We start from the raw sequence: 20,481 nt of genomic DNA, 5'->3' as shown, positions 1-20,481 counted from the left end.
ATGCCTAAAATCACCATCCTCCCGCACGCTGAACTTTGCCCGAAAGGCGCTGTGATTGAAGCAGAAAATGGCACCTCTATTTGCGATGCATTGCACAACAATGATATCGACATTGATAGTGCCTGTGGTGGTGTCTGTGCCTGTACTACTTGCCATGTGGTGGTGCGCGAAGGTTTTAAAACCTTGAACGAGATTGAGGAAGACGAAGAAGATATGCTGGACCGTGCCTGGGGTTTGCAGCCTTTCTCGCGCCTTTCTTGCCAGGCGATTTTGCAGGAAGCTGATGTGACGGTGGAAATCCCCAAATACAGTATCAACCTGGCTAAAGAAGGCCATCAGTAATAAAAATGCATGACAAAAAAGCCGATGTTTTGACATCGGCTTTTTTATTTAATACGCCACAGGTTGATTAGCCGACGTAAGTATCATTCAGGAAATTCACCTTACCGTTAGAAATATCGTATATGGCACCGACAATCGCAATCTGCTTGCTGTGTATCATGTCATCGACAATATCGCTGCTGCGGATAATCGTATCTATCTGGTACCTGACATTCAATTCATTGATCTTTTCAACAAAGTCAGGATTCTTGGAATTACGGTTTGATGCATCAGCTACGGTTTTTTCATGACGGATAGCAGGTTTGATCAGGTTGATGATCTCACCGATATGGCCATCCTTGAAGTCATCACAAGCTGCTTTCACCGCGCCACAGGAAGTATGCCCCATCACGACGATCAGTTTGCTGCCCAGGTATTTGCTGGCGAACTCCAGGCTGCCCATCGCTTTGTCTGAAGCAATATTACCGGCCAGGCGTACACTGAAAATATCACCCAGGGCCTGGTCAAACAATAATTCAACCGGTGCACGCGAATCACTGCAACTCAGGAAAGATGCAAACGGATGTTGTTTGTCTTTGGTGATTTGTATCAGTGCCTTGAAATCTTTTTCCTCTTCCACCTCTGAAGTGAACCTTTGGTTACCTTCAACCAGAATATCCAGTGCCTCACGTGGCGTCATTTTGTCACGGTCAAGTAATGGGTGTTTGTACATACAAATAATCCTCTATAAATTATTATTCTAGCAAGGCCAGTCAGCCCTGCTTCTCATTAATGCCCCAGCAGATGCTTGGGCGGGTTAAACGCAATGGTTTCTACAGTAATGTTTTTCAGTTTGGCATGCTGCTGGTAGCCATGAATAAACTCCACCACATCATAAGCAATCGCTTTACTGTTTGTGCAATCGATCACTACTTTGCTATTGCGCGGAATCGCCTCCAGCACTTCCAGGATGCTGGCTTTGTTGAAGAAAGAGACTTCTTCAGCCAATACCAGTTCAAACACTTCCTGGCCATCCCTGGTGGTACGGGTTTGCTTGATGTAATGTGAGTTGCGGTAGCTGTGGTGCAAGGTGAAAAAGATCGCTACCACTAAACCCAGGCCGATACCGGTCAGCAGGTCGGTGAACACGATGGCGATAATAGTCACAATAAACGGGATAAACTGTTCCCAGCCCAGAGCAAACTGTTGTTTAAACAAGCTCGGTTTAGCCAGTTTATAGCCCACCATGATCAGGATAGTGGCCAGGCTGGCAAGAGGAATCAGGTTCAGGAAGCTGGCAATGGTGATTGCGCTGAGTAGTAACCAGAAACCATGCAAAATGGCGGATATTTTAGTCTGCGCGCCAAACGTGATATTGGCACTACTGCGCACAATCACCTGGGTGACTGGCAAGCCACCGATTAAACCAGACACGATATTGCCCAAGCCTTGCGCTTTAAGCTCCCTATTGGTCGGTGTGACGCGTTTGTGAGTGTCCAGCTTGTCGGTTGCTTCTACGCATAACAATGTTTCCAGGCTGGCGACTATCGCCATCACCAACGCAGTTTTAATCACCGCAGGCTGTGCAATCTGGCTGAAATCCGGGTGGGTAAAGAAACTGGTGAATTCACCCAGGCTACCCGCTACCGGCAATCGTACAATCTGGTCTTCTGCCAGTGAGAAATTCAGCCAGCCGCGCATAAATGCTATGTTGAACAGAATGCCGACCAGTACCACCACGATAGGCCCTTGCAGCAACTGGAAAATCCTGTGCTTTTTAGTCAGCACGGTATCCCACAGAAGCAGGATCGCAAAAGAAACTGCGGCAATCAATACCGCCCCTGGTGTCAACAAATCCCATGCCTGCAAAATGTCGCTGAAGGTATTGTGGCCGTCAAAGCCAAATGATTCATCCCCTTCATAATCAGCATCGTAGCCAAACGCATGCGGGATCTGTTTCAGGATGATCAGCAAGCCGATACCGGTCAGCATGCCTGTAATCACCGAAGAAGGCACAAAGTAAGCGATGAATCCGGCTTTGAACTGCCCCAGTAAAAACTGGAAAACACCCGCCAGTACCACGGCAGCCAAAAACACTTCATAAGAACCAAGATTGCCAATCGCGGCCATGACAATCACGGCCAGGCCAGCTGCCGGGCCACTTACGCCAAGTTGCGATCCACTGGCGAGGCCAACCACGATACCGCCGACAATGCCGGCGATCACACCCGAGAACAACGGCGCGCCGGAAGCCAGCGCAATGCCCAGGCAAAGTGGCAATGCAACAAAGAAAACTACAATTGAAGCCGGCAAATCCCGGTTCAAATGTTTAAACAGATCGAAAAAAATCGACCCTGAGGGTGTAGCGGACATAGTGTAATTCCTTCTCAGATGAAACAATCTTTTGTTATATTATTATTGGTGATTATAATTAAATTTTATGTTTATGCCACATACACAAAACCCCGCACGCATGCGGGGTGGGTGGAACACTAAGACTAGTTTCAATTCTCATTAATTTGAATATTTATTTTAGTCTCTTGGTGTATCAGCTACGTAAGGACGTCTACCAATAAAGTTTAAACGCAGCTGATCGTGTTTATCAAACCCTTTATCCGGTTTGTCAGTCACAATACCTGCACCCTCCCATTTATCTTCAGCGCTCTGTTGTTTGGCAACAGGTGCTTTGCTGTAAGGACGCTGGCTGCTGAAGTTCTTGTGATGCAAAGTACGCACACCATTATCCTGCTCTTGTGTTTCATCCGCATGAACATTCGCTACCAAACCGAATGAAACTAATACTACCAATAATAATTTGCTCATTTCATACTCCTTTATCATTTTATCCGTCACACAGTCTTCATGCACCTTACATAAGGGCTGGCAATATTATGTGCCAGCTACCTTACGCGACTCTGACTACAAAGGACGTTTGCCGATCGAATGCATTCTCAATAATTGCAGGTGTTTTTCTTTTTGTTCCTGGCCGGCAGTCATTGAAGCACCCTCCCAGCCTTGTTCGGAAGCAGGCTTGTTAGCTACCACCACCGGTGCCTGATAAGGCCGTCTGCTCAGGGATTGGTGATGATGGACTTTAGATTCAACAGCCACTTCTTCATCCTGTGCATGTACTGGCAAAACAGCTACCAGACCCAATACCATTGCTACTGCAGCATATACGTTACGCATGTTGTTTCTCCTATTCATTGTTTGTTGGACATTCATTGTTGGTTTGTGTTTTAACTGATTCATCATGGTTCGCATTTTGCACCCTGACTGGCAACAAAAAATCTACCGATATAGGTAGTTCGGTATATACTTAACGGCATATGCCGAATGACAGCTCCACACCTGCAGCCGAGAGTGCATTTGCCTTGCGTAGCGCCCTGAAACAAAACCAGGCGCAAATGGCGCAGGACAAATTGTTTGAAAAATTTGGGCAACAATTATTTGTTTCCGGCTGGTCTAGCGAGCTATTACAATGGTTGCTCGATGAAATCTGCCTGCAATTTGGTGCACAGCATGGCTTGATCAGCCAGCAACACGGCGGTGCATTAAAGATTCTGGCCCAGCGTGGCAAAAGCTTTCCCATCGGCGCGCGCATCCCCATGCTGGGGGTGCTGGGACAATGGCTAAAAGAGCCCATCCGTTTTGAAGTGCATTCGCAATATGTGCCCAGCTTATGGACGCTGCCTACACCGATTGATCCGGATATACACTGCTATCACCTGCCTATCGCCTGCCAGCAACGTGCGGTCGGGTTAATGGCGCTGGTCACAGGCAACCCTTTAAGCCATAACAGCTTGCAGATTCTGTATAGCTTATGCGGCATGCTGGGTTTTGCGTTGTATGGCCAGGCACAGGCTACCAGCGTGATTGACGATAGCTATATGCAAAAACTCACGCCGCGTGAGCGCGAGGTATTCGCTCTGTTACCTTCTGGCGCCAGCAATGCCTTGCTAGCCGCAAAACTCGGCATCTCGCCCGGCACAGTCAAAATCCATATTGAGCGTATTCTCAGCAAGCTGGATTTAAATGACCGGACCCAGGCCGCTGTCAAGGCCGTAGAAGCCGGATTTAAAAGTGATGGATTGTGAAGACTGATATGCCTTTCCGTCATCTGAAAGCATTCAGTTACTTAAACCAGTTGTGGCAAGACGCGCCCTTGACGATCAAGGGCATTATTTTAAACACCTTGCCATTGACCGTTTTGCTGGCGTCGCTGGCCCTGATTTTTGAGAGTGAACAACAGGCAGCTTTGCTTGAACGGCGTGTGCAGAATGCGCTACAGATTCAGCAAGATATCCAGACCCTGCAGACACAATTACTGGAAGCTTCAACCGGCGTACGCGATTACCTGCTCACGGATAACAGCCAGTTCCTGTCCGGGTATGAAAGCGCCAAACAGGCGATGCCACAGCTGCTCAGCTCGCTGGAACTGCGCCTGGATGATCAGGCACAACAGAAGTTACTGCTGGTGATACACCCGCTGGTACAAAAAAACCTGAGTGACCTGGCTGCACTGGCCAGCAATACCGAGAAAGAAGCCAATGAAGAACTGATACATAAATTCAGCTCTCAAGGCGCGGCACTCAATCAGCTGCGTACACATCTGGACCAGATGAGTTTGCGTGAATCCAGAATCGTTGAACAGGATAAAAAAGAAGTCATTTATGAGCGAAAACGCAACCTGCGCATCAACTTGATGGCGGTGATTGCGGGTGTATTCGGTTCGCTGCTGGGAGTATGGGTATTCACGCAGACAATCGTGGCGCGCGTGAGGACGATACGTGACAGCGCCATCCATTTAGTCAAAAGCGAACCCTTGGCATTGCCTAGTATCAGCCAGGATGAACTGGGCGAACTGACGATGGAACTGGAGCATGCTTCACAATTGCTGAAAAAAAGTGCACAGGAAGCACATCAGGCAAAAGTTGAGGCAGAAGAAGCCAGCGCTGCAAAAAGTAATTTCCTGTCTCGCACCAGTCACGAGTTACGCACACCACTGAATGCGATTTTAGGCTTTGCGCAAATACTGGAGAACGACTTGCCGGATGGCCGACAGAAAGACAGTGCCACCCTGATACACAATGCCGGCCAGCACTTGCTGAAACTGATTAATGAGGTGCTGGATATTTCGCGTATAGAAAGCGGTGATATTGGCATGTCTATGGAGGTGATTGCGCTTAATCCGCTATTGGAAGAAGCTTACCATTACCTCAAGCCTCTGGAAAAAGTCCGTGACATGAGTATTGAAACGCGCTTTGAACCCGGCTTGAAGGTGCGTGCTGACCGCCAGCGGTTACTGCAAGTGATTTTGAACCTGCTGGCAAATGCGCTCAAATACGGCCCGGAAAACACGCAGGTAACCGTCACTGCTTACCGCGAGCACGACCAGGTGCGGGTGGAAGTGCAGGATCAGGGCAAAGGTATTCCGCCAGAGCACCGCTCACGCCTGTTCACACCGTTTGACCGCCTGGGTGCAGAACGCACGGTCACCGAAGGTACCGGGCTGGGCCTGGTACTTAGCAAGCAATTGATGGATGCCATGGACGGGCAGATCGGCGTGGCAGAAGATAAAAGCATGTTCTGGTTCAGCCTGCCAGCCTGCGAAGAAGAACTGCAGAAAAATATGTCAACTGAACCCACAAACGAGCTCGATGTGCAGGTATCGGCCACAGTCTCTTCCGGTAAACGCCATATCCTGTATGTTGAAGATAATCAGAGCAACCAGGCATTGATGCAAGCCATCATGACCAAACATCGCCATATCAAGCTGCATATTGCAGCCAGCTTGCAGGAGAGCATGGTCTGGCTACGCGATATGACGCCTGACCTGCTGTTGCTGGATTTAAACCTGCCTGACGGTTCCGGTGAGTCATTGATTCAACATATTCAATCATCGCGGGACAACCTGCGTGATATTCCAGTCGTGATCCTGAGCGCCGATGCTTTGCCGGAAACCATGCAACGCCTGAACACGCTGGGCATTACCCATTACTTTACCAAACCGTTAAACGTTGCCACCTTTAACCAGTTACTGTTAAAACTTTTGCCTGAACCCAAGCAGTGAGTATTAAAGACCATGAATATTGACCAATTACGCGCCTCTAAAATCCTGATAATTGATGACGCAGAAGCCAACCTGAGGCTGCTGGAAGAGCTGCTGACCAAAGAAGGGTTTGAGCAGGTGATCAGCACCACAGATCCCACTAAAACCATGGATCTGGTGAATGCCTTTCAACCCGACCTGATTCTGCTCGATTTAATGATGCCGGTTCTGGATGGCTTTGCGGTACTCGACCAGTTATCGCATCATCTCGGCCCGAATGAGTATCTGCCAGTACTGGTGCTGACTGCCGACGCCACCATTGCGACACGACGCAAAGCACTTGCCCTGGGTGCAAAAGACTTTCTGACCAAGCCTTTTGACCCAATGGAAGCGATGCTGCGCGTCTGGATATTGCTTGAAACGCGCTGGCTATTTACCCAACTCAAACAGCATCAACCCAACCTGCAAATGCCAGGCTACTCCTGATGAGATGGATTGATCCGTTTTACAGCATTAAAGGGTAGATCGCCTGCTGATATATTGCAAACCTGAAGGTCTACCTGCCTGCTGCTGTGCTGCATTCGATTGCAGGCTGGCGCCTTCCCAGGCCTGATCTGCTTTCACACTCACCGCCTGCACTACCACTGCCCTTCTGGCGATATTCTGTTGTACATTCGCCTGATCCGCCCACACTGATCCGGCAAATAGCAATCCGGCCAAGCCGATTACGTAACCCGCTTTCACTGTTTTCATCGTACGCTCCTTTGAATGATACTTCGGCAATCCCGTCTTCAGCAGACGGATTTGATGTAGCTACCTTAGCGCGATTGCCTTACAGCAGGCTTTCGCTAACTGTATTTTATTGATGGCCCAGTCTGATATGGCTTGGTTTGAGATTCAGCTTGAATTAAGGCATGTCGGCTATCGTGATGTTTCGATAACTTTAAATGGAGATCACAATGAAAAACTTTATTCAGGCACCCGGCCGTGCATTCATGCTTGCCCTGCTTTGCGGCTTACTGGCCAGCCAGCCAGCCATGGCAGATGATGACGACGGCGATGACATTCAAAAAATGACGGAAACGGCAAAGGCATTTGGTTTTATTTCCTGGGAAGACGCAAAAAGCAAAGCATTAGCGGCCAAGCCAGGCGTGGTCAAGGAAGTAGAGCTGGAACGCCGAAAATTCAAATCCGGCTGGGATTATGAAGTGGAGATTGTGGATGCCAATGGCGCCGAGTGGGAAGTATACATTGATGCGAAAACAGGCAATGTGAACAGCGTAAACCGCGACTGGTTTTAATCATTGGTCAGACTAATGCCTTATGCCTGTGCTAAGCAGGCATAAGGCTCAACTGAATACGTAAACCGCCCAGGCGGGCAGAATGATCCAGCGCAATAGTGCCATGATAGTGCTGCACGATATCCTGCACGATTGCCAGACCGAGACCACTACCCGGTTTGGACTCATCCATGCGCATACCGCGTTGCAGCAATGTCTCCAGTTCTGGCGCAGTACTACCAGGACCGTCATCTTCCACGACAATCGTAATACCAGAGTGCCCCGTAATATTCAGTTGCACCTGCCCACGACACCATTTGAATGCATTATCCAGCACATTACCCAACAGCTCCAGCATGTCTTCCCTGTCTATCATCAGCCTGGTCTGTGTATCATGCTGCCAGGCAAAAGCCACCTGTTTTTCACTATAAATTTTCTGCAGGGTGGCCACTAATCTGGGCACTTCGATTTCGAGGTCAGTCTGCTGGCTGGTATAGACATCGCCCATCAGGCGGGCGCGTTTCAGCTCGCGTTCCACATCCTGGTGTATTTCTTCGGCACAGGCTTTCATGGACTGCCTTAATTGCGATATGCCAATCCTGGATTCACTATCGAATAATAAATTCAAATGCGCCAGCCTGGTCTTGAGCGCATGAGCAAGATTACCGATCGACAGGCGCGAACGCTTGGTTTTCTGGCTGGCACTTTTCAGGATACGGTTGAATTCATTGACCAGCGGCATCACTTCCGCCGGGCCATTGGCATTGATCTGCTGCAACTCGCCACTTGCGACCCGTGCCAGATTATCCTTGATCTCCTGCAACGGATTCAGGCTATTCAGCACAATCCAGCGCTGCAAAGCTAACAATGCCAGTAGCCCCAGCAATGATAATGCGCCATAGATGCCATGAAACACCCGCAAACTGTGCTGTAAATCGTCCAGGCTTTCAGCGATATAGATAGTGATATCCCGCTGCTGTTTGCGGTAACCATGACCTAATAACAGCAAAGGCTGGTCTTCAGGGCCGGTGATATGCGTGACCTGCTGTTCGCCTACAGCCAAAGACGTTACCGGCAAACTCACATCCCACGCTGAACGCGACTGGAGTTTATGCCCCTCATCGGTGATCACTACGAAATAATGTCCAGAGAATGGACGCTGATAACCAGTAGTGACCAGTCGTTGCTCCAGCATAGGCAGGCCGCGTACATTGACCGTCACACCTGCCAACAGGCCTTCTGCCTCCTGCTGCATACGCTCGGTCATTTGTGACTGGATCAAATGATCAATAGTGAATGTGACTACCGCCCATTGCAACGTCAGCAAGCCGATCAGTGTGAGTGTGAGGCCAAGTGAAAGCTGCCTGCGTAGCGATTTCATGACCGATGACTTTCAGAAGCAAGACTACCGGGACCCATGCTGCCAAATACATAGCCTTGACCACGCCTGGTCTGGATTTTGTCTGTGCCGACTTTCTGCCGCAAGCGATTCACATACACTTCAATGACGTTGCTATCCTTATCTTCATCATAGGCATACACATGTTCCGTCAATTCACTTTTTGACAGTATCCGACCCGGGTGCAGCATGAAATAACGTAACAGGCGGAATTCAGTCCCCGTCAACGTGTATGACTCAGCACCCTGCCACACGGTTTGCGTATGTTCATCCAGGCGTAGGCCTTCGATGGCAAGTTCACCGCTGACCAGACCTATACTACGTTTATGTACGGCGCCGATACGCGCCAGCAGTTCTTCGATATGGAAAGGCTTGGTGACATAATCATCAGCGCCCAGGTTAAAGGCTTCCACTTTCTCCTGCCAGCTGCTGCGTGCCGTCAACACGATCACCGGCATACTCCGCCCCTCTTCTCGCCATGCGGCCAGTACCTGCAGGCCATTCAGCCCCGGCAAACCAATGTCAAGAATAGCCACATCATAGGGTTCCAGGCTACCCTGTATCCTCGCTTCGTTGCCTTCCTGTATCCAGTCGCTGGCATAGCCGGCTCCTTTCAGCGCCTGCTGCACGCTGGCACCGAGCAAGGCATCATCTTCCACCAGCAGCAAGCGCATCAGTCATCCAGTTCCATTTTAAGCAACTGGCCGGTTTTGGCGTCCAGCTTAAGCTCCCAGACCTGACTACGGGCATCCAGGATTTCCACTTCATACAGGTAGCGCCCATGTTTTTTCTCCAGTTCCACTTCGAGGATTTCACCTGGCTTATGAGACTTTGCCAGCCTGGATATTTTTTCGAGGCTCAAAATCTGACCTTTCGCCGCAAGTTGCCCGGCAATAGCAGGGCTTTCGCCAGAACCGGCAATTGGTAGCAGCCAGCCGGTAGCAGCCAGGCTGAAACACACCACCGTCATTACTCGAGACAAGGTCGAAGACCTGCGCATATCACTCCTCAATAGCATTGCCGTTAACAGCGGCTACAAACTGTCATCGGCTAAAAGTGTAACAGTATTAGGATTAATCCAAGCTGAATCGGTTCGTTTATTCACGCGGTTTTGAATGCAAGGCACACCAGGTTTAAAGCAAAAAATACATACGAACCTGCATGTAAACGGTACAATAATGGCTTGAAGATTTAAATTATTTTCCAGTCAAACACATGCAATTTCTCACCCATAGTTCCAGCGCCAGGTTACCTACCCAGTATGGCGATTTTGATCTGCACGTATTCCATGATAACCGGGCCAATGTTGAACATGTTGCACTGACATGTGGCGACATCACCCGTTCACAGAATCCGCTGGTACGCGTGCATTCCGAATGCCTGACCGGGGATGTGTTTTCTTCTACGCGCTGCGATTGCGGTGAACAATTGCATCATGCCCAACGGCTGATCCAGGAACATGGCCACGGGCTGGTGCTTTACCTGAAAAACCATGAGGGACGCGGCATTGGCCTCAGCAATAAAATGCGCGCGTATGCACTGCAAGATCAGGGACTTGATACAGTAGAAGCCAACGAAGCACTTGGGCTGCCGGTGGATAGTCGCAGCTACGAAGCGGCATCAGAGATGCTGTCCTTCTTTGAAATTAATTCTGTGCGCCTGCTTACCAACAACTCTGGCAAACGTTCCGCACTTGAAACACTAGGGATCACTGTGCACCAGCAAGTACCGTTACTGACCGAACCTACTTTAGAAAACCTGAAATACCTGCAAACCAAATCCGCAAAACTGGGCCATATTATTCCTGACCTGATGGGGTAACTCGCGGCAAGCACGCTTGAGCGCATTCAGTTCTCAACGCGACCGGTTTCTTGCGGTTATAGCATTGAATTAAATATTATAACCGCGGCCAAACGCCAGGTTTATACTGCACTCTTGTCACGCAATCACAAGGAGCAGCAAGATGAAACCTGAGACGATCTCCATCCATGGCGGCTATTCACCAGAAGCCACCACCAAAGCGGTCGCCGTCCCCATTTATCAAACCACTTCTTATGCGTTTGACAATACCCAGCATGGCGCCGACCTGTTCGACCTCAAGGTTCAGGGCAATATCTATACGCGCATCATGAACCCCACCACCGCGGTACTTGAAGAGCGCATCACCCAGCTTGAAGGCGGCATTGGCGGGCTGGCGCTGGCTTCAGGCATGGCTGCTATCACTTACGCCATCCAGACCATTGCCGAAGCTGGCGACAACATCGTTTCGGTATCAACGCTGTATGGCGGCACATATAACCTGTTTGCACACACATTACCCAAACAAGGCATTGAGGGGTTCTTTGATTACCGTGACCCGGCTTCGCTTGAGAAGCTGATAGATAGCCGTACCAAACTGGTATTTGCAGAAACCATAGGCAACCCGCTGGGCAACGTAGTTGACCTGGCCGCCATCAGTGAAGCCGCACACAAACATGGCGTGCCGGTGATTGTAGATAACACAGTTGCGACTCCGATTCTCTCAAAACCGTTTGAACATGGTGTGGATATTGTCGTGCATTCTCTGACTAAATATATCGGCGGCCATGGTAATTCCATCGGCGGCATTATTGTGGATAGCGGCAAATTTCCGTGGGGTGAGCACGCAGCGCGCTTCCCTAGTTTGAACACACCTGACCCCAGCTATCACGGCGTTAACTATGTTGAAGCATTGGGTCCAGCCGCTTTCATCGCCCGCGCCCGTGTCGTACCCTTACGCAATACCGGCTCGGCAATCAGTCCTTTTAATAGCTTCCTTATCCTGCAAGGGCTGGAAACATTGCCGCTGCGCATGGAACGCCATAGCAGCAATGCGCTGGCGATTGCCCATTACCTCAAGCAGCACCCGAAAGTGAAGTGGGTCAATTATGCCGGGCTGGAAGACCACGGAGATTACCCTCTGGTCAAAAAATACCTGAATGGGCTGGCGTCCGGCATCCTGTCCTTTGGTGTGCAAGGCGGCAAAGAAGGCGGCACCAAGTTTATCGATGCGCTGCAACTGTTCACCCGGCTGGTGAATATTGGCGATGCCAAAAGTCTGGCCTGCCATCCGGCGACCACCACGCACCGTCAACTGAATCCTGAAGAACTGGCAAAAGCAGGCGTCAGCGAAGACCTGGTCAGGCTTTCGGCTGGCCTGGAACATATTGATGACCTGATTGCCGACCTGGAGCAGGCACTTTCACAGGTATAAATTAATAGCGCAGGACCCTTTGACGAAAACCTGATTTCGGCATAGTGTTTTTGCTAATACACTGAGAGGGAAAACAATTGCTGTCTGTTCGCTCATTTATCATCGGCATACTGTTGCTGACTTTTACTGGGGTCGTTTGTGCTTCAGAATCCTATATCGGCCAGTTTCTGTTCAATTACGAAGGCGGCAGTGTCTATCGCGTAACCGTGAAGGATGCCAAGTCCCTGTCATGGGAATGCATCAAAGGCCCGGAAAAAGGTGCGCAAGGCATAGAAGAACCTGAGCGTTTTAAAGTAGCAGACAAGATTTACTTCGTCAGCTGGATAGAAAAAACCGGAATCCAGGTATCGCAAGTCATTAATCTGAACAGCCTAAAAGTATATTCAACCATTATTGACGGCAAAGAGCGCTATGTCGTGACTGGCAATATCGTTCGCGAGAAATAACTTGCACACGCCAGATGGTGGTCTAGAACTTTTCTTGTCATGCTGCCATCAGATTGCATACCGGCTTTGATTGTTTGACTGTTCAGACACTTTGAAAAACCATGTCAGCTAACATGCCTTACGATGCATCATCCCTGGAGAAAAATATGAAAACCATGATTGCGCTAACCCTGGCACTTGTTTCAAACGTCGCCCTCGCAAATATTGTCGTGCCGCTGCAAGTGGTGGATGAAAAAGGCGCGGGGGCAAACGCCGGCAAAGTCACGATTTCCGAAACAAAATATGGCCTGGTATTTACGCCGGAATTACAGGGCCTGCCTGCAGGAACACATGGGTTTCATATTCACCAGAACCCTAGCTGTGACCCTAAGGAGAAAGATGGAAAAATGACTGCCGCTGGTGCAGCCGGCGGTCATTATGACCCTGACAATAGCAACAAGCACGATGCGCCATGGGGCGACGGTCACTTGGGCGACCTGCCAGCCTTGTATGTGAATGCTAATGGCACGTCCAACCAGCCGGTACTGGCGCCAAGGCTGAAGCTGAGCGATATCAGTGGCCGTGCCCTGATGGTACATGTCGGTGGAGACAACCATTCTGATCATCCTGCGGCGCTCGGCGGCGGGGGTGCGCGGTTTGCCTGTGGTGTGATTAAATAGTCTCTATTGCCTCAAGTTAATCAGCCTGATAACCCCGGGAGTCATTGATGAGCGCAGAAAGAACACTAGGCACGTCACGAACGCTGCCTTATACGCCCGGTGAAATCTATGGCGCCTTTGCATCCCCTGAGTTGCTGGCAGCATGGTGGGGGCCTGATGGCTTTTCCAATACCTTCGAGATCTTTGAGTTCAAGACTGGCGGCCGCTGGAAGTTTGTCATGCATAGCCCGGACGGAAAAGATTATGCGAATGAAAACATCTTCAGCGAGCTGGTCAAGGATGCCAAAGTCGTCATCCATCATATTTGTCAGCCGTTATTCACGCTGACAGTGGAGCTCACCCCAGTCAGCGACGGTACGCATTTAAGCTGGCAACAGATGTTCGATGATGTGCAGACTGCTCAAGCCGTCAAACAGATCGTGGGGCCGGCAAATGAGCAGAATATAGACCGGCTGACGCAGGTGCTCAGCAAGGTGGCCAGTCCGCAATAACTCCCTTTCTGGTTTTACCAGCAAGGCCTGTTTTTTATGGAATGACTTATTCGACTACTTCAGAGACATGATGGCAGACATAGAGAAAATCAAAGGCCCGGCCTCTTACTTCCCGTCTATAGAAGCAAAGTATGGCCATCCGGTTAAACACTGGTTTGACATCTTGCGCCAGGCTGGTGATCTTAAACATATGGAGCTGGTCAATCTGCTCAAATCAGCACATGGCTTGGGTCACGGTCATGCCAATGCCCTGGTCGCGTACCACCTGGCAAAAAATAAGGCCTAAGATACAGATTAAGGTTTTAACTGACTAAACTAAAAGGCGTAACGGTCACCGTTACGCCTTTTAGTTTTATTACCTAAGCTAGAGTACAGATTAAAACACGCGCAATTGCGTAGGTTTGATATATACCGTTTCACCCTGTTTGAAATTCAGCTGGTTGAATACATCACGGCCCAATTCCACATCGACATATTGCTCATTGTCCGTGCGCTTGATTTCCAGACGCACCAATGAACCGACCGAGTGCACATAAGTCAGTGCACCGGCGATAGTATTCAACGCTGGTTCACGGCTGACTGCTATTTCGTATGGGCGCACAAAGCCTTTACCTTGCGGGGTTTCAAATGCGTTCACATTGCCGAGGAACTCATACACAAATGGTGTGACCGGATTGTCGTACACGGATTGCGGTGAACCCACCTGCTCTACTTGCCCGTGGTTCATCACGACTATGGTGTCAGCCACTTCCAGGGCTTCTTCCTGATCGTGCGTCACAAACACACTGGTGACATGCAGTTCGTCATGCAGGCGGCGCAACCAACGGCGCAGGTCTTTACGCACTTTGGCGTCCAGGGCGCCAAACGGCTCATCAAGTAACAATACTTTTGGCTCAACGGCCAGGGCCCGTGCCAGGGCGATACGCTGGCGCTGGCCACCGGAAAGTTGTGGTGGATAGCGATCTGCCAGCCAGTCCAGTTGCACCAGCTTCAGTAAATCATGCACACGCTTTTTGATTTCGGCGTTAGAAGGACGTGTTTCCTTTGGGCGCACGCGCAGGCCGAAGGCCACGTTTTCGAATACCGTCATATGCCTGAACAGCGCGTAGTGCTGGAACACAAAGCCAACCTGGCGCTCACGCACATCCGCATGCGTGGTATCTACGCCATCAAACAGCACCTGGCCACTATCCGGTGTTTCCAGACCGGCAATAATGCGCAGCAGCGTTGTTTTACCGCAACCTGATGGCCCGAGCAATGCGACCAGCTCACCACTCGGTACTTCCAGGTGAATATCACGCAGTGCACTAAAGCTACCAAAACCCTTGCTAATTTGTTGTATGGTGATGCCCATATTAAACCGTCACTTCCTTTTCCTGAGTAGCTGCATCACTTGATGCCCGCCATTCGACATAGGTTTTCAAAACCAGCGTTACCAGTGCCAGCAAGGTCAGTAGTGAGGCCACCGCAAACGCTGCTGCATAGTTGTATTCGTTATATAAGATTTCCACATGCAAGGGCATGGTATTGGTCATGCCACGAATATGGCCGGACACGACAGATACCGCGCCAAATTCACCCATGGCCCTGGCGTTGGTGAGGATCACGCCATACATTAGACCCCACTTTACATTGGGCAAGGTCACATGCCAGAGGATCTTCCAACCGGAAGCGCCCAGCACAAGTGCCGCTTCTTCCTCTTCTTTCCCCTGAGCCTCCATCAACGGAATCAGCTCGCGGGCGACAAACGGGAAAGTGATAAAAATGGTGGCTAATATGATGCCCGGTACCGCGAATATCACTTTGTAATCATGATCGATCAGCCATTCACCAAACCAGCCTTGCAGGCCGAAGATCAGCACAAAGATCAAACCAGCAATCACGGGGGATACCGCAAACGGCAAGTCGATCAGCGTGATCAGGAAACTTTTGCCAGGAAAATCAAACTTGGTGATTGCCCACGCAGCCGCTACACCAAACACCAGGTTTAAAGGCACAGCAACCAGGGAAGCAATCAGTGTCAGCTTCATGGCGGATAAAGCATCAGAATCGGTAATGGCGGCCAGGTACACTCCCCAGCCCTTACGCAATGCCTCTGCAAATACAGCCGCCAGTGGAATCAGCAGGAACAAACCAAGGAATACCAGGGCCGTAGCAATCAGTGCCCAGCGCACCCAGGCAGGCTCTGAAGTGGCGCGTTTATAAGCCACTTTCCCCTGGTATTGGTCAAATTGTGTTTTATGCATAGTTTTTTATCGTTTAATTAAAGCATTCAGTGAGCGGCATCAAGTACTGGCCGAATGACAGAACCCCGAATGTATTGGGTCTGTCATAGCCTTGATACTATTTCCCGCCATGGCGGTGACTGCTCCACCACTGCAATAGATTGATCAGCAACAGCAAGGCAAAAGAAATCACCAGCATCACCACCGCAATCGCGGTGGCGCCAGCGTAATCATATTGCTCTAGCTTGGTAATAATCATCAGTGGCGTGATTTCTGAAATCATCGGCATATTACCGGCGATAAAAATCACCGAGCCATACTCACCCACAGCACGGGCGAAAGCCAATGAAAAACCGGTCAGCAAGGCAGGCCAGATAGCAGGCAGAATGACTTTGAAAAAGGTCTGCCAGCGATTGGCGCCCAGGCTGGCAGCGGCTTCTTCCAGTTCGCTACTGAAATCCTCCAGTACCGGCTGCACCGTACGCACGACGAAGGGTAAACCGATAAATGTGAGTGCAACCACGACACCGAGAGGTGTAAATGCAACCTTAATGCCGTGCGGCTCCAGCCATTGGCCTAACCAGCCATTCGGTGCATAAATCGCTGTAAGGGAAATACCGGCGACGGCGGTAGGCAAGGCAAACGGCAAATCGACCAGTGCATCGAGTATTTTTTTGCCAGGAAACTGGTAGCGCACCAGCACCCAGGCCGTGAGCATACCAAACACCAGGTTAATTAATGCAGCAAGGAAAGATGCACCAAAGGTTAAACGATAAGTAGCCAGCACCCGCGGCGTAGTCACCACTGCCCAGAACTCACTAAAGCTTAATTCAGTCGTCCGCAGGAAAACTGCTGCCAATGGGATTAAAACGATCAGGCTTAAATAGACAAGTGTGTAGCCTAATGACAGGCCAAAGCCGGGCAATAAATGTTTTTTTCTAGTTGTCATATTGACTCGTGACCGGTTTGAACAGGGGCTAATGTAGCCGGATTCTTATTATTCACAAAAGAATGTTTAATCATTAATTTATAATTGACTGTTATATCAGAACTGCCGGATTACCCAGTGCAACGCCTAAGTAATTCCAGCAGCCGGATATTATAGTATTTAACGCAGTTTAATGATCAAATAATCCAGTGTTTAAGCCACTTTAGGCGCACGATGTTGGAACTGGTCATTCAAGACCTTGGCAACCACCGGCTCGGCCAGGAAGTTACCCTGCAGTATGGTCGCTCCGGAAGCAATGGCGATATCCAGTTGCTGTTGCGTTTCCACGCCTACAATCACTGGCGTACTGCCCAGATCCTGCACGGCATGCACCAGACCACCCAGCGCTTTGGCCAGTGAAGGTTGTTGCGCTGCCTGGTGGATCACCGAAACATCAAATTTGATAAAGTCATGCTGCACACCCCACAAACGATACAGCTTGCTCTGGTGATTGCCGACATGGTCAAACGCGATTCTATAGCCCAATGAACGGTAGTTCTCAATTGCCGCAATCAGGTGTTTGTCCTGGTCAATCAGGGATTCATTGATTTCCAGCACTACGCGATCAGTGGGCACCGAATACTGATGCAATATCTGCTCAAATACCTTACCGTGCGCACTGACTTCCAGCAACAACTTAGGATGCACATTGAGGAACAGCAAGCCGTTTTCCTGGTGAATGGCGCGGAAGTTAAGCACATGCTGCGAGCGGCATACGCGGTCAAACTGCACCAGCTTTCCAGACTGTTCGGCATAGGTGAATGCAAACTCCGGCGTACTGCCCAGTGTGCCAAACAATGATGGGCGAATCAGGGCTTCGTAGCCATAGATATCTCCCTGTTTGGCGTCGTAGATAGGCTGAAAAGCCGTTTTCAGGTGAACGCCGATAAAAGTACTTTCATACTCGCCGGTATTAGCTTCTATCAGCCCTAACTCTTCCAGGTCAAGCGCTAGCACTTGCTTTAGCTCGGCGCGTAACTGCACTACATGTTCTGGTTCCTGATGTTGTTGTCGCTGGGTCATCATCCCTCCTTATACTATGCTGCGTTTATTACGTATGCGTTTATTTCTGGTAAATCTGGTCAAAAATAGCACCGTCATTGAAATGTTTGTTCTCGGCCTCGGTCCAGCTACCGAAAACTTCCTTTACCGTAAAGGTATGAATTTTCTTGAAAGTCGGTTGAGCAACATCAGTCACTTGCGGGCGCAAATAATGTTTCGCTGCAATGGCCTGTCCTTGCGGTGAAAAATGGAAATCAAGATAGGCTTGTGCCTGCTTGCGCGTGCCTTTTTTATCCACGACTTTATCGACCAGTGCTACCGGGTTTTCTGCCAGTACCGTCACTGAAGGATAAACGATCTCGTATTTATCCTCGCCAAACTCTTTCTGTAACAGGTAGACTTCATTTTCAAACGTGATCAGTACATCACCGATATCCCGCTGAGCGAAAGTGGTGGTTGCACCACGGCCACCGGCATCCAGCACGGGCACATGCTTGAACAGTTCAGTCACGAATTGTTTTGCCTTGGCAGCATCACCGCCTTTTTGCGTGATATAGCCCCAGGCAGCCAGATAGCTGTATTTACCATTCCCGGAAGTTTTTGGGTTAGGGATGATAGATGCGACATCAGATCGGACCAGATCGTCCCAGTCTTTCACATGCTTGGGGTTACCCTTACGCACGACAAATACGGTAGGTGAAGCGCTTGGTACGCTATTGTTTGGCAAACGGGTCTGCCAGTTCGCCGGAATCAACTTGCCCTTTTGCGCCAGGATATCGATATCTGCACTACGGTTCATCGTGATCACATCTGCAGGTAAGCCATCTACAACTGCACGCGCCTGTTTTGAGGACCCACCATGAGATTGGTTAATCGTGACGGTTTCGCCGGTTTTTTCTTTCCAGAACTGTACAAATGCCGGGTTAAAGTCTTTATAGAACTCCCGCGTGACATCATAAGAAACATTTAACAATTCAGCGGCTTGCAGCGATGCACTACTGAACAATACTGCAAGAACGGCAGTGCGTAACAAAGATGACATATTCGACTCCTATGATGAACAGGTCAGCACTATACAGACCTATTTATATTTTTAAAAAGAATAAAAAATAATATATTTATAACATAAAAATATATTAAAAAAGCCTGCTAATTTTACTTATATTTTATTGCAAACTGCCCCGCAGAGGAGTAGCTTTATAGGCTCAATAGATTTATTTCAATGCCTTCTAGAGCGAAATTTAAATATTTCTTTACTAATAACCAAATGGAATAAGCAAATAATTAATAATTATTTGACTTAAACCCTGTTCAATTACAGAAGTTTATTTTATAGTGAGCGCATAAAAAGCTGTCTAGACCACTGGAAGCCAGTTTGCACTCATGATGCAACTGGTTTTTTGTTTTTTGAACAGCTAACAAAGCATACTGACAGGACAAATTGACGATGCAAGAAATCGCGATCGAACACATCGTGCAGCAACTGGCCAACATCAGAGAAAGCGCATTGCAACAACGGCAGCGACTATCGCAACCACCGAAACTCCCTTCCCGCAAGGCCTTGGGACAATGCGTGGAATGGCTGGGAGCCGCTTTATTCCCTAATCGCCTGGGCGACCCTGATATTCAGGCCAATGCCATTAACTTCTATGTCGGCACCACGCTGGACAAAGCCCTGCGTGAATTACAGCACCAGATCCGCCTGGAACTGGCGTTTAAAGCCCCCAGCGAACCTACGAACCAGTTTCGTGCGCAAGCGCATACATTAGCCGGCCAGTTCTCCGAGCACTTGCCGCGTATCCGCCTGCAACTGGATACTGATCTGGAAGCTGCTTTTCAGGGCGATCCGGCCGCTGACAGTGTGGATGAAATCCTGGTCAGTTACCCTGGCATACTGGCGCTGATTCATTACCGCATTGCCCACGTCCTGCATGGATTAGGCTTGACCATCATTGCGCGCCTGATTACAGAGATTGCTCATTCACAGACCGGAATCGATATTCACCCCGGCGCGCATATTGGTGACCACTTCTTTATTGATCATGGTACTGGCGTTGTGATTGGTGAAACAGCCATTATTGGTAACCATGTCCGCCTGTACCAGGCTGTCACTTTAGGGGCAAAGAATTTCCCTAAAGATGCCAATGGCCATCTGGTGAAGAAATTTGAACGTCATCCTATCTTAGAGGATTACGTGGTCGCCTATGCCGGCGCGACGATTTTAGGTCGTGTCACCATTGGTAAACATTCAGTTATTGGCGGTAACGTGTGGGTAACCCGCAACGTGCCCGCCAATAGTCATGTCACACAAGCGCATTCGGATGCTAAGCCCATACCGGCCGCTGCTTGATTTTTTGTAGTATTTATTAAGCCATACCAAATAAGG

The 20,481-nt window shown here is 49.5% G+C and carries 25 protein-coding genes; 12 read left to right on the top strand and 13 right to left on the bottom strand.

The window, feature by feature from the left end:
- Entirely contained in the window at window positions 1-342 is a 342-nt protein-coding gene (gene fdx, locus ACFQ2T_RS00325; protein ID WP_379028939.1) for an ISC system 2Fe-2S type ferredoxin, read from the top strand.
- A 67-nt stretch (window positions 343-409) separates the two neighbouring features.
- On the opposite strand, the gene ACFQ2T_RS00320 is transcribed toward fdx, so the two are convergent.
- The 4 genes from ACFQ2T_RS00320 to ACFQ2T_RS00305 form a co-directional block, all read right to left on the bottom strand.
- Entirely contained in the window at window positions 410-1,054 is a 645-nt protein-coding gene (locus ACFQ2T_RS00320) for a carbonic anhydrase (RefSeq protein ID WP_379028935.1), read from the bottom strand.
- Window positions 1,055-1,110: 56 nt separating this feature from the next.
- A complete protein-coding gene (locus ACFQ2T_RS00315; protein WP_379028932.1) occupies window positions 1,111-2,694 on the bottom strand; it encodes a SulP family inorganic anion transporter in 1,584 nt (527 codons plus the stop codon).
- A 159-nt stretch (window positions 2,695-2,853) separates the two neighbouring features.
- Window positions 2,854-3,144 (bottom strand): hypothetical protein, encoded by a 291-nt coding sequence (locus ACFQ2T_RS00310; protein ID WP_379028929.1) that lies wholly within the window; start codon window positions 3,142-3,144, stop codon window positions 2,854-2,856.
- A gap of 96 nt (window positions 3,145-3,240) precedes the next feature.
- Entirely contained in the window at window positions 3,241-3,510 is a 270-nt protein-coding gene (locus ACFQ2T_RS00305; protein WP_379028926.1) for a hypothetical protein, read from the bottom strand.
- Window positions 3,511-3,650: 140 nt separating this feature from the next.
- On the opposite strand from ACFQ2T_RS00305, the gene ACFQ2T_RS00300 reads away from it, so the two are divergent.
- From ACFQ2T_RS00300 to ACFQ2T_RS00290, 3 genes are read left to right on the top strand one after another with little or no spacing between them, the layout of a single operon-like run.
- Window positions 3,651-4,418 carry a LuxR C-terminal-related transcriptional regulator gene (locus ACFQ2T_RS00300; RefSeq protein ID WP_379028923.1) on the top strand — a complete coding sequence of 256 codons (768 nt, stop codon included), beginning with the start codon at window positions 3,651-3,653 and terminating at the stop codon, window positions 4,416-4,418.
- An 8-nt stretch (window positions 4,419-4,426) separates the two neighbouring features.
- The gene (locus ACFQ2T_RS00295) at window positions 4,427-6,394 is read left to right on the top strand and encodes a hybrid sensor histidine kinase/response regulator (RefSeq protein ID WP_379028920.1); all 1,968 of its coding nucleotides are present in this window, start codon (window positions 4,427-4,429) and stop codon (window positions 6,392-6,394) included.
- A 12-nt stretch (window positions 6,395-6,406) separates the two neighbouring features.
- Entirely contained in the window at window positions 6,407-6,859 is a 453-nt protein-coding gene (locus ACFQ2T_RS00290) for a response regulator (RefSeq protein WP_379028917.1), read from the top strand.
- A 27-nt stretch (window positions 6,860-6,886) separates the two neighbouring features.
- Here ACFQ2T_RS00290 and ACFQ2T_RS00285 read toward each other — a convergent pair whose 3' ends face one another.
- Window positions 6,887-7,126 (bottom strand): hypothetical protein, encoded by a 240-nt coding sequence (locus tag ACFQ2T_RS00285; protein ID WP_379028914.1) that lies wholly within the window; start codon window positions 7,124-7,126, stop codon window positions 6,887-6,889.
- 206 nt (window positions 7,127-7,332) lie between these two features.
- Between ACFQ2T_RS00285 and ACFQ2T_RS00280 the strand changes: the two genes are divergently transcribed.
- Window positions 7,333-7,674, top strand: coding sequence for a PepSY domain-containing protein (locus tag ACFQ2T_RS00280; protein WP_379028911.1), 342 nt, complete (start codon window positions 7,333-7,335; stop codon window positions 7,672-7,674).
- 31 nt (window positions 7,675-7,705) lie between these two features.
- On the opposite strand, the gene ACFQ2T_RS00275 is transcribed toward ACFQ2T_RS00280, so the two are convergent.
- The 3 genes from ACFQ2T_RS00275 to ACFQ2T_RS00265 are packed head-to-tail and all read right to left on the bottom strand — an operon-like array spanning window position 7,706 to window position 10,022.
- Window positions 7,706-9,034, bottom strand: coding sequence for a sensor histidine kinase (locus ACFQ2T_RS00275; protein ID WP_379028908.1), 1,329 nt, complete (start codon window positions 9,032-9,034; stop codon window positions 7,706-7,708).
- A complete protein-coding gene (locus ACFQ2T_RS00270) occupies window positions 9,031-9,726 on the bottom strand; it encodes a response regulator transcription factor (protein WP_379028905.1) in 696 nt (231 codons plus the stop codon). The genes ACFQ2T_RS00275 and ACFQ2T_RS00270 overlap by 4 nt, the downstream gene beginning before the upstream one ends.
- Window positions 9,726-10,022, bottom strand: coding sequence for a PepSY domain-containing protein (locus ACFQ2T_RS00265; protein WP_379033843.1), 297 nt, complete (start codon window positions 10,020-10,022; stop codon window positions 9,726-9,728). The genes ACFQ2T_RS00270 and ACFQ2T_RS00265 overlap by 1 nt, the downstream gene beginning before the upstream one ends.
- A gap of 245 nt (window positions 10,023-10,267) precedes the next feature.
- On the opposite strand from ACFQ2T_RS00265, the gene ribA reads away from it, so the two are divergent.
- The 6 genes from ribA to ACFQ2T_RS00235 all read left to right on the top strand — a co-directional run bounded on the left by ribA (window position 10,268) and on the right by ACFQ2T_RS00235 (window position 14,166).
- The gene (ribA, locus tag ACFQ2T_RS00260) at window positions 10,268-10,873 is read left to right on the top strand and encodes a GTP cyclohydrolase II (RefSeq protein ID WP_379028902.1); all 606 of its coding nucleotides are present in this window, start codon (window positions 10,268-10,270) and stop codon (window positions 10,871-10,873) included.
- 142 nt (window positions 10,874-11,015) lie between these two features.
- Window positions 11,016-12,284: an O-acetylhomoserine aminocarboxypropyltransferase/cysteine synthase family protein gene (locus tag ACFQ2T_RS00255; protein ID WP_379028899.1), complete on the top strand. Its 1,269-nt coding sequence runs from the start codon at window positions 11,016-11,018 to the stop codon at window positions 12,282-12,284.
- A gap of 77 nt (window positions 12,285-12,361) precedes the next feature.
- Complete coding sequence (locus tag ACFQ2T_RS00250) at window positions 12,362-12,730, top strand: phenolic acid decarboxylase (RefSeq protein ID WP_379028896.1); 369 nt, start codon at window positions 12,362-12,364, stop codon at window positions 12,728-12,730.
- A 146-nt stretch (window positions 12,731-12,876) separates the two neighbouring features.
- Window positions 12,877-13,389: a superoxide dismutase [Cu-Zn] SodC gene (sodC, locus tag ACFQ2T_RS00245; RefSeq protein WP_379033841.1), complete on the top strand. Its 513-nt coding sequence runs from the start codon at window positions 12,877-12,879 to the stop codon at window positions 13,387-13,389.
- 47 nt (window positions 13,390-13,436) lie between these two features.
- Complete coding sequence (locus ACFQ2T_RS00240; RefSeq protein WP_379028893.1) at window positions 13,437-13,880, top strand: SRPBCC domain-containing protein; 444 nt, start codon at window positions 13,437-13,439, stop codon at window positions 13,878-13,880.
- 67 nt (window positions 13,881-13,947) lie between these two features.
- The gene (locus ACFQ2T_RS00235) at window positions 13,948-14,166 is read left to right on the top strand and encodes a DUF4287 domain-containing protein (RefSeq protein WP_449288950.1); all 219 of its coding nucleotides are present in this window, start codon (window positions 13,948-13,950) and stop codon (window positions 14,164-14,166) included.
- 90 nt (window positions 14,167-14,256) lie between these two features.
- Here ACFQ2T_RS00235 and ACFQ2T_RS00230 read toward each other — a convergent pair whose 3' ends face one another.
- The 5 genes from ACFQ2T_RS00230 to ACFQ2T_RS00210 all read right to left on the bottom strand — a co-directional run bounded on the left by ACFQ2T_RS00230 (window position 14,257) and on the right by ACFQ2T_RS00210 (window position 19,137).
- A complete protein-coding gene (locus ACFQ2T_RS00230; RefSeq protein WP_379028890.1) occupies window positions 14,257-15,234 on the bottom strand; it encodes a sulfate/molybdate ABC transporter ATP-binding protein in 978 nt (325 codons plus the stop codon).
- Window position 15,235: 1 nt separating this feature from the next.
- Window positions 15,236-16,126, bottom strand: coding sequence for a sulfate ABC transporter permease subunit CysW (gene cysW, locus ACFQ2T_RS00225; RefSeq protein ID WP_379028887.1), 891 nt, complete (start codon window positions 16,124-16,126; stop codon window positions 15,236-15,238).
- 97 nt (window positions 16,127-16,223) lie between these two features.
- Complete coding sequence (gene cysT, locus ACFQ2T_RS00220) at window positions 16,224-17,054, bottom strand: sulfate ABC transporter permease subunit CysT (RefSeq protein ID WP_379028884.1); 831 nt, start codon at window positions 17,052-17,054, stop codon at window positions 16,224-16,226.
- Window positions 17,055-17,246: 192 nt separating this feature from the next.
- Window positions 17,247-18,116, bottom strand: a complete 870-nt coding sequence (locus ACFQ2T_RS00215) for an EAL domain-containing protein (protein ID WP_379028881.1) — start codon at window positions 18,114-18,116, stop codon at window positions 17,247-17,249.
- A 40-nt stretch (window positions 18,117-18,156) separates the two neighbouring features.
- Window positions 18,157-19,137 (bottom strand): sulfate ABC transporter substrate-binding protein, encoded by a 981-nt coding sequence (locus ACFQ2T_RS00210; protein ID WP_379028878.1) that lies wholly within the window; start codon window positions 19,135-19,137, stop codon window positions 18,157-18,159.
- 405 nt (window positions 19,138-19,542) lie between these two features.
- On the opposite strand from ACFQ2T_RS00210, the gene epsC reads away from it, so the two are divergent.
- Entirely contained in the window at window positions 19,543-20,445 is a 903-nt protein-coding gene (gene epsC, locus ACFQ2T_RS00205; RefSeq protein WP_379028875.1) for a serine O-acetyltransferase EpsC, read from the top strand.
- Window positions 20,446-20,481 lie beyond the last annotated feature (36 nt).

This window comes from Methylophilus flavus (assembly GCF_042678905.1).
GTDB classification, from domain to species: Bacteria; Pseudomonadota; Gammaproteobacteria; order Burkholderiales; family Methylophilaceae; genus Methylophilus; species Methylophilus flavus.
This window is presented reverse-complemented; position numbering and strand designations above follow the sequence as displayed.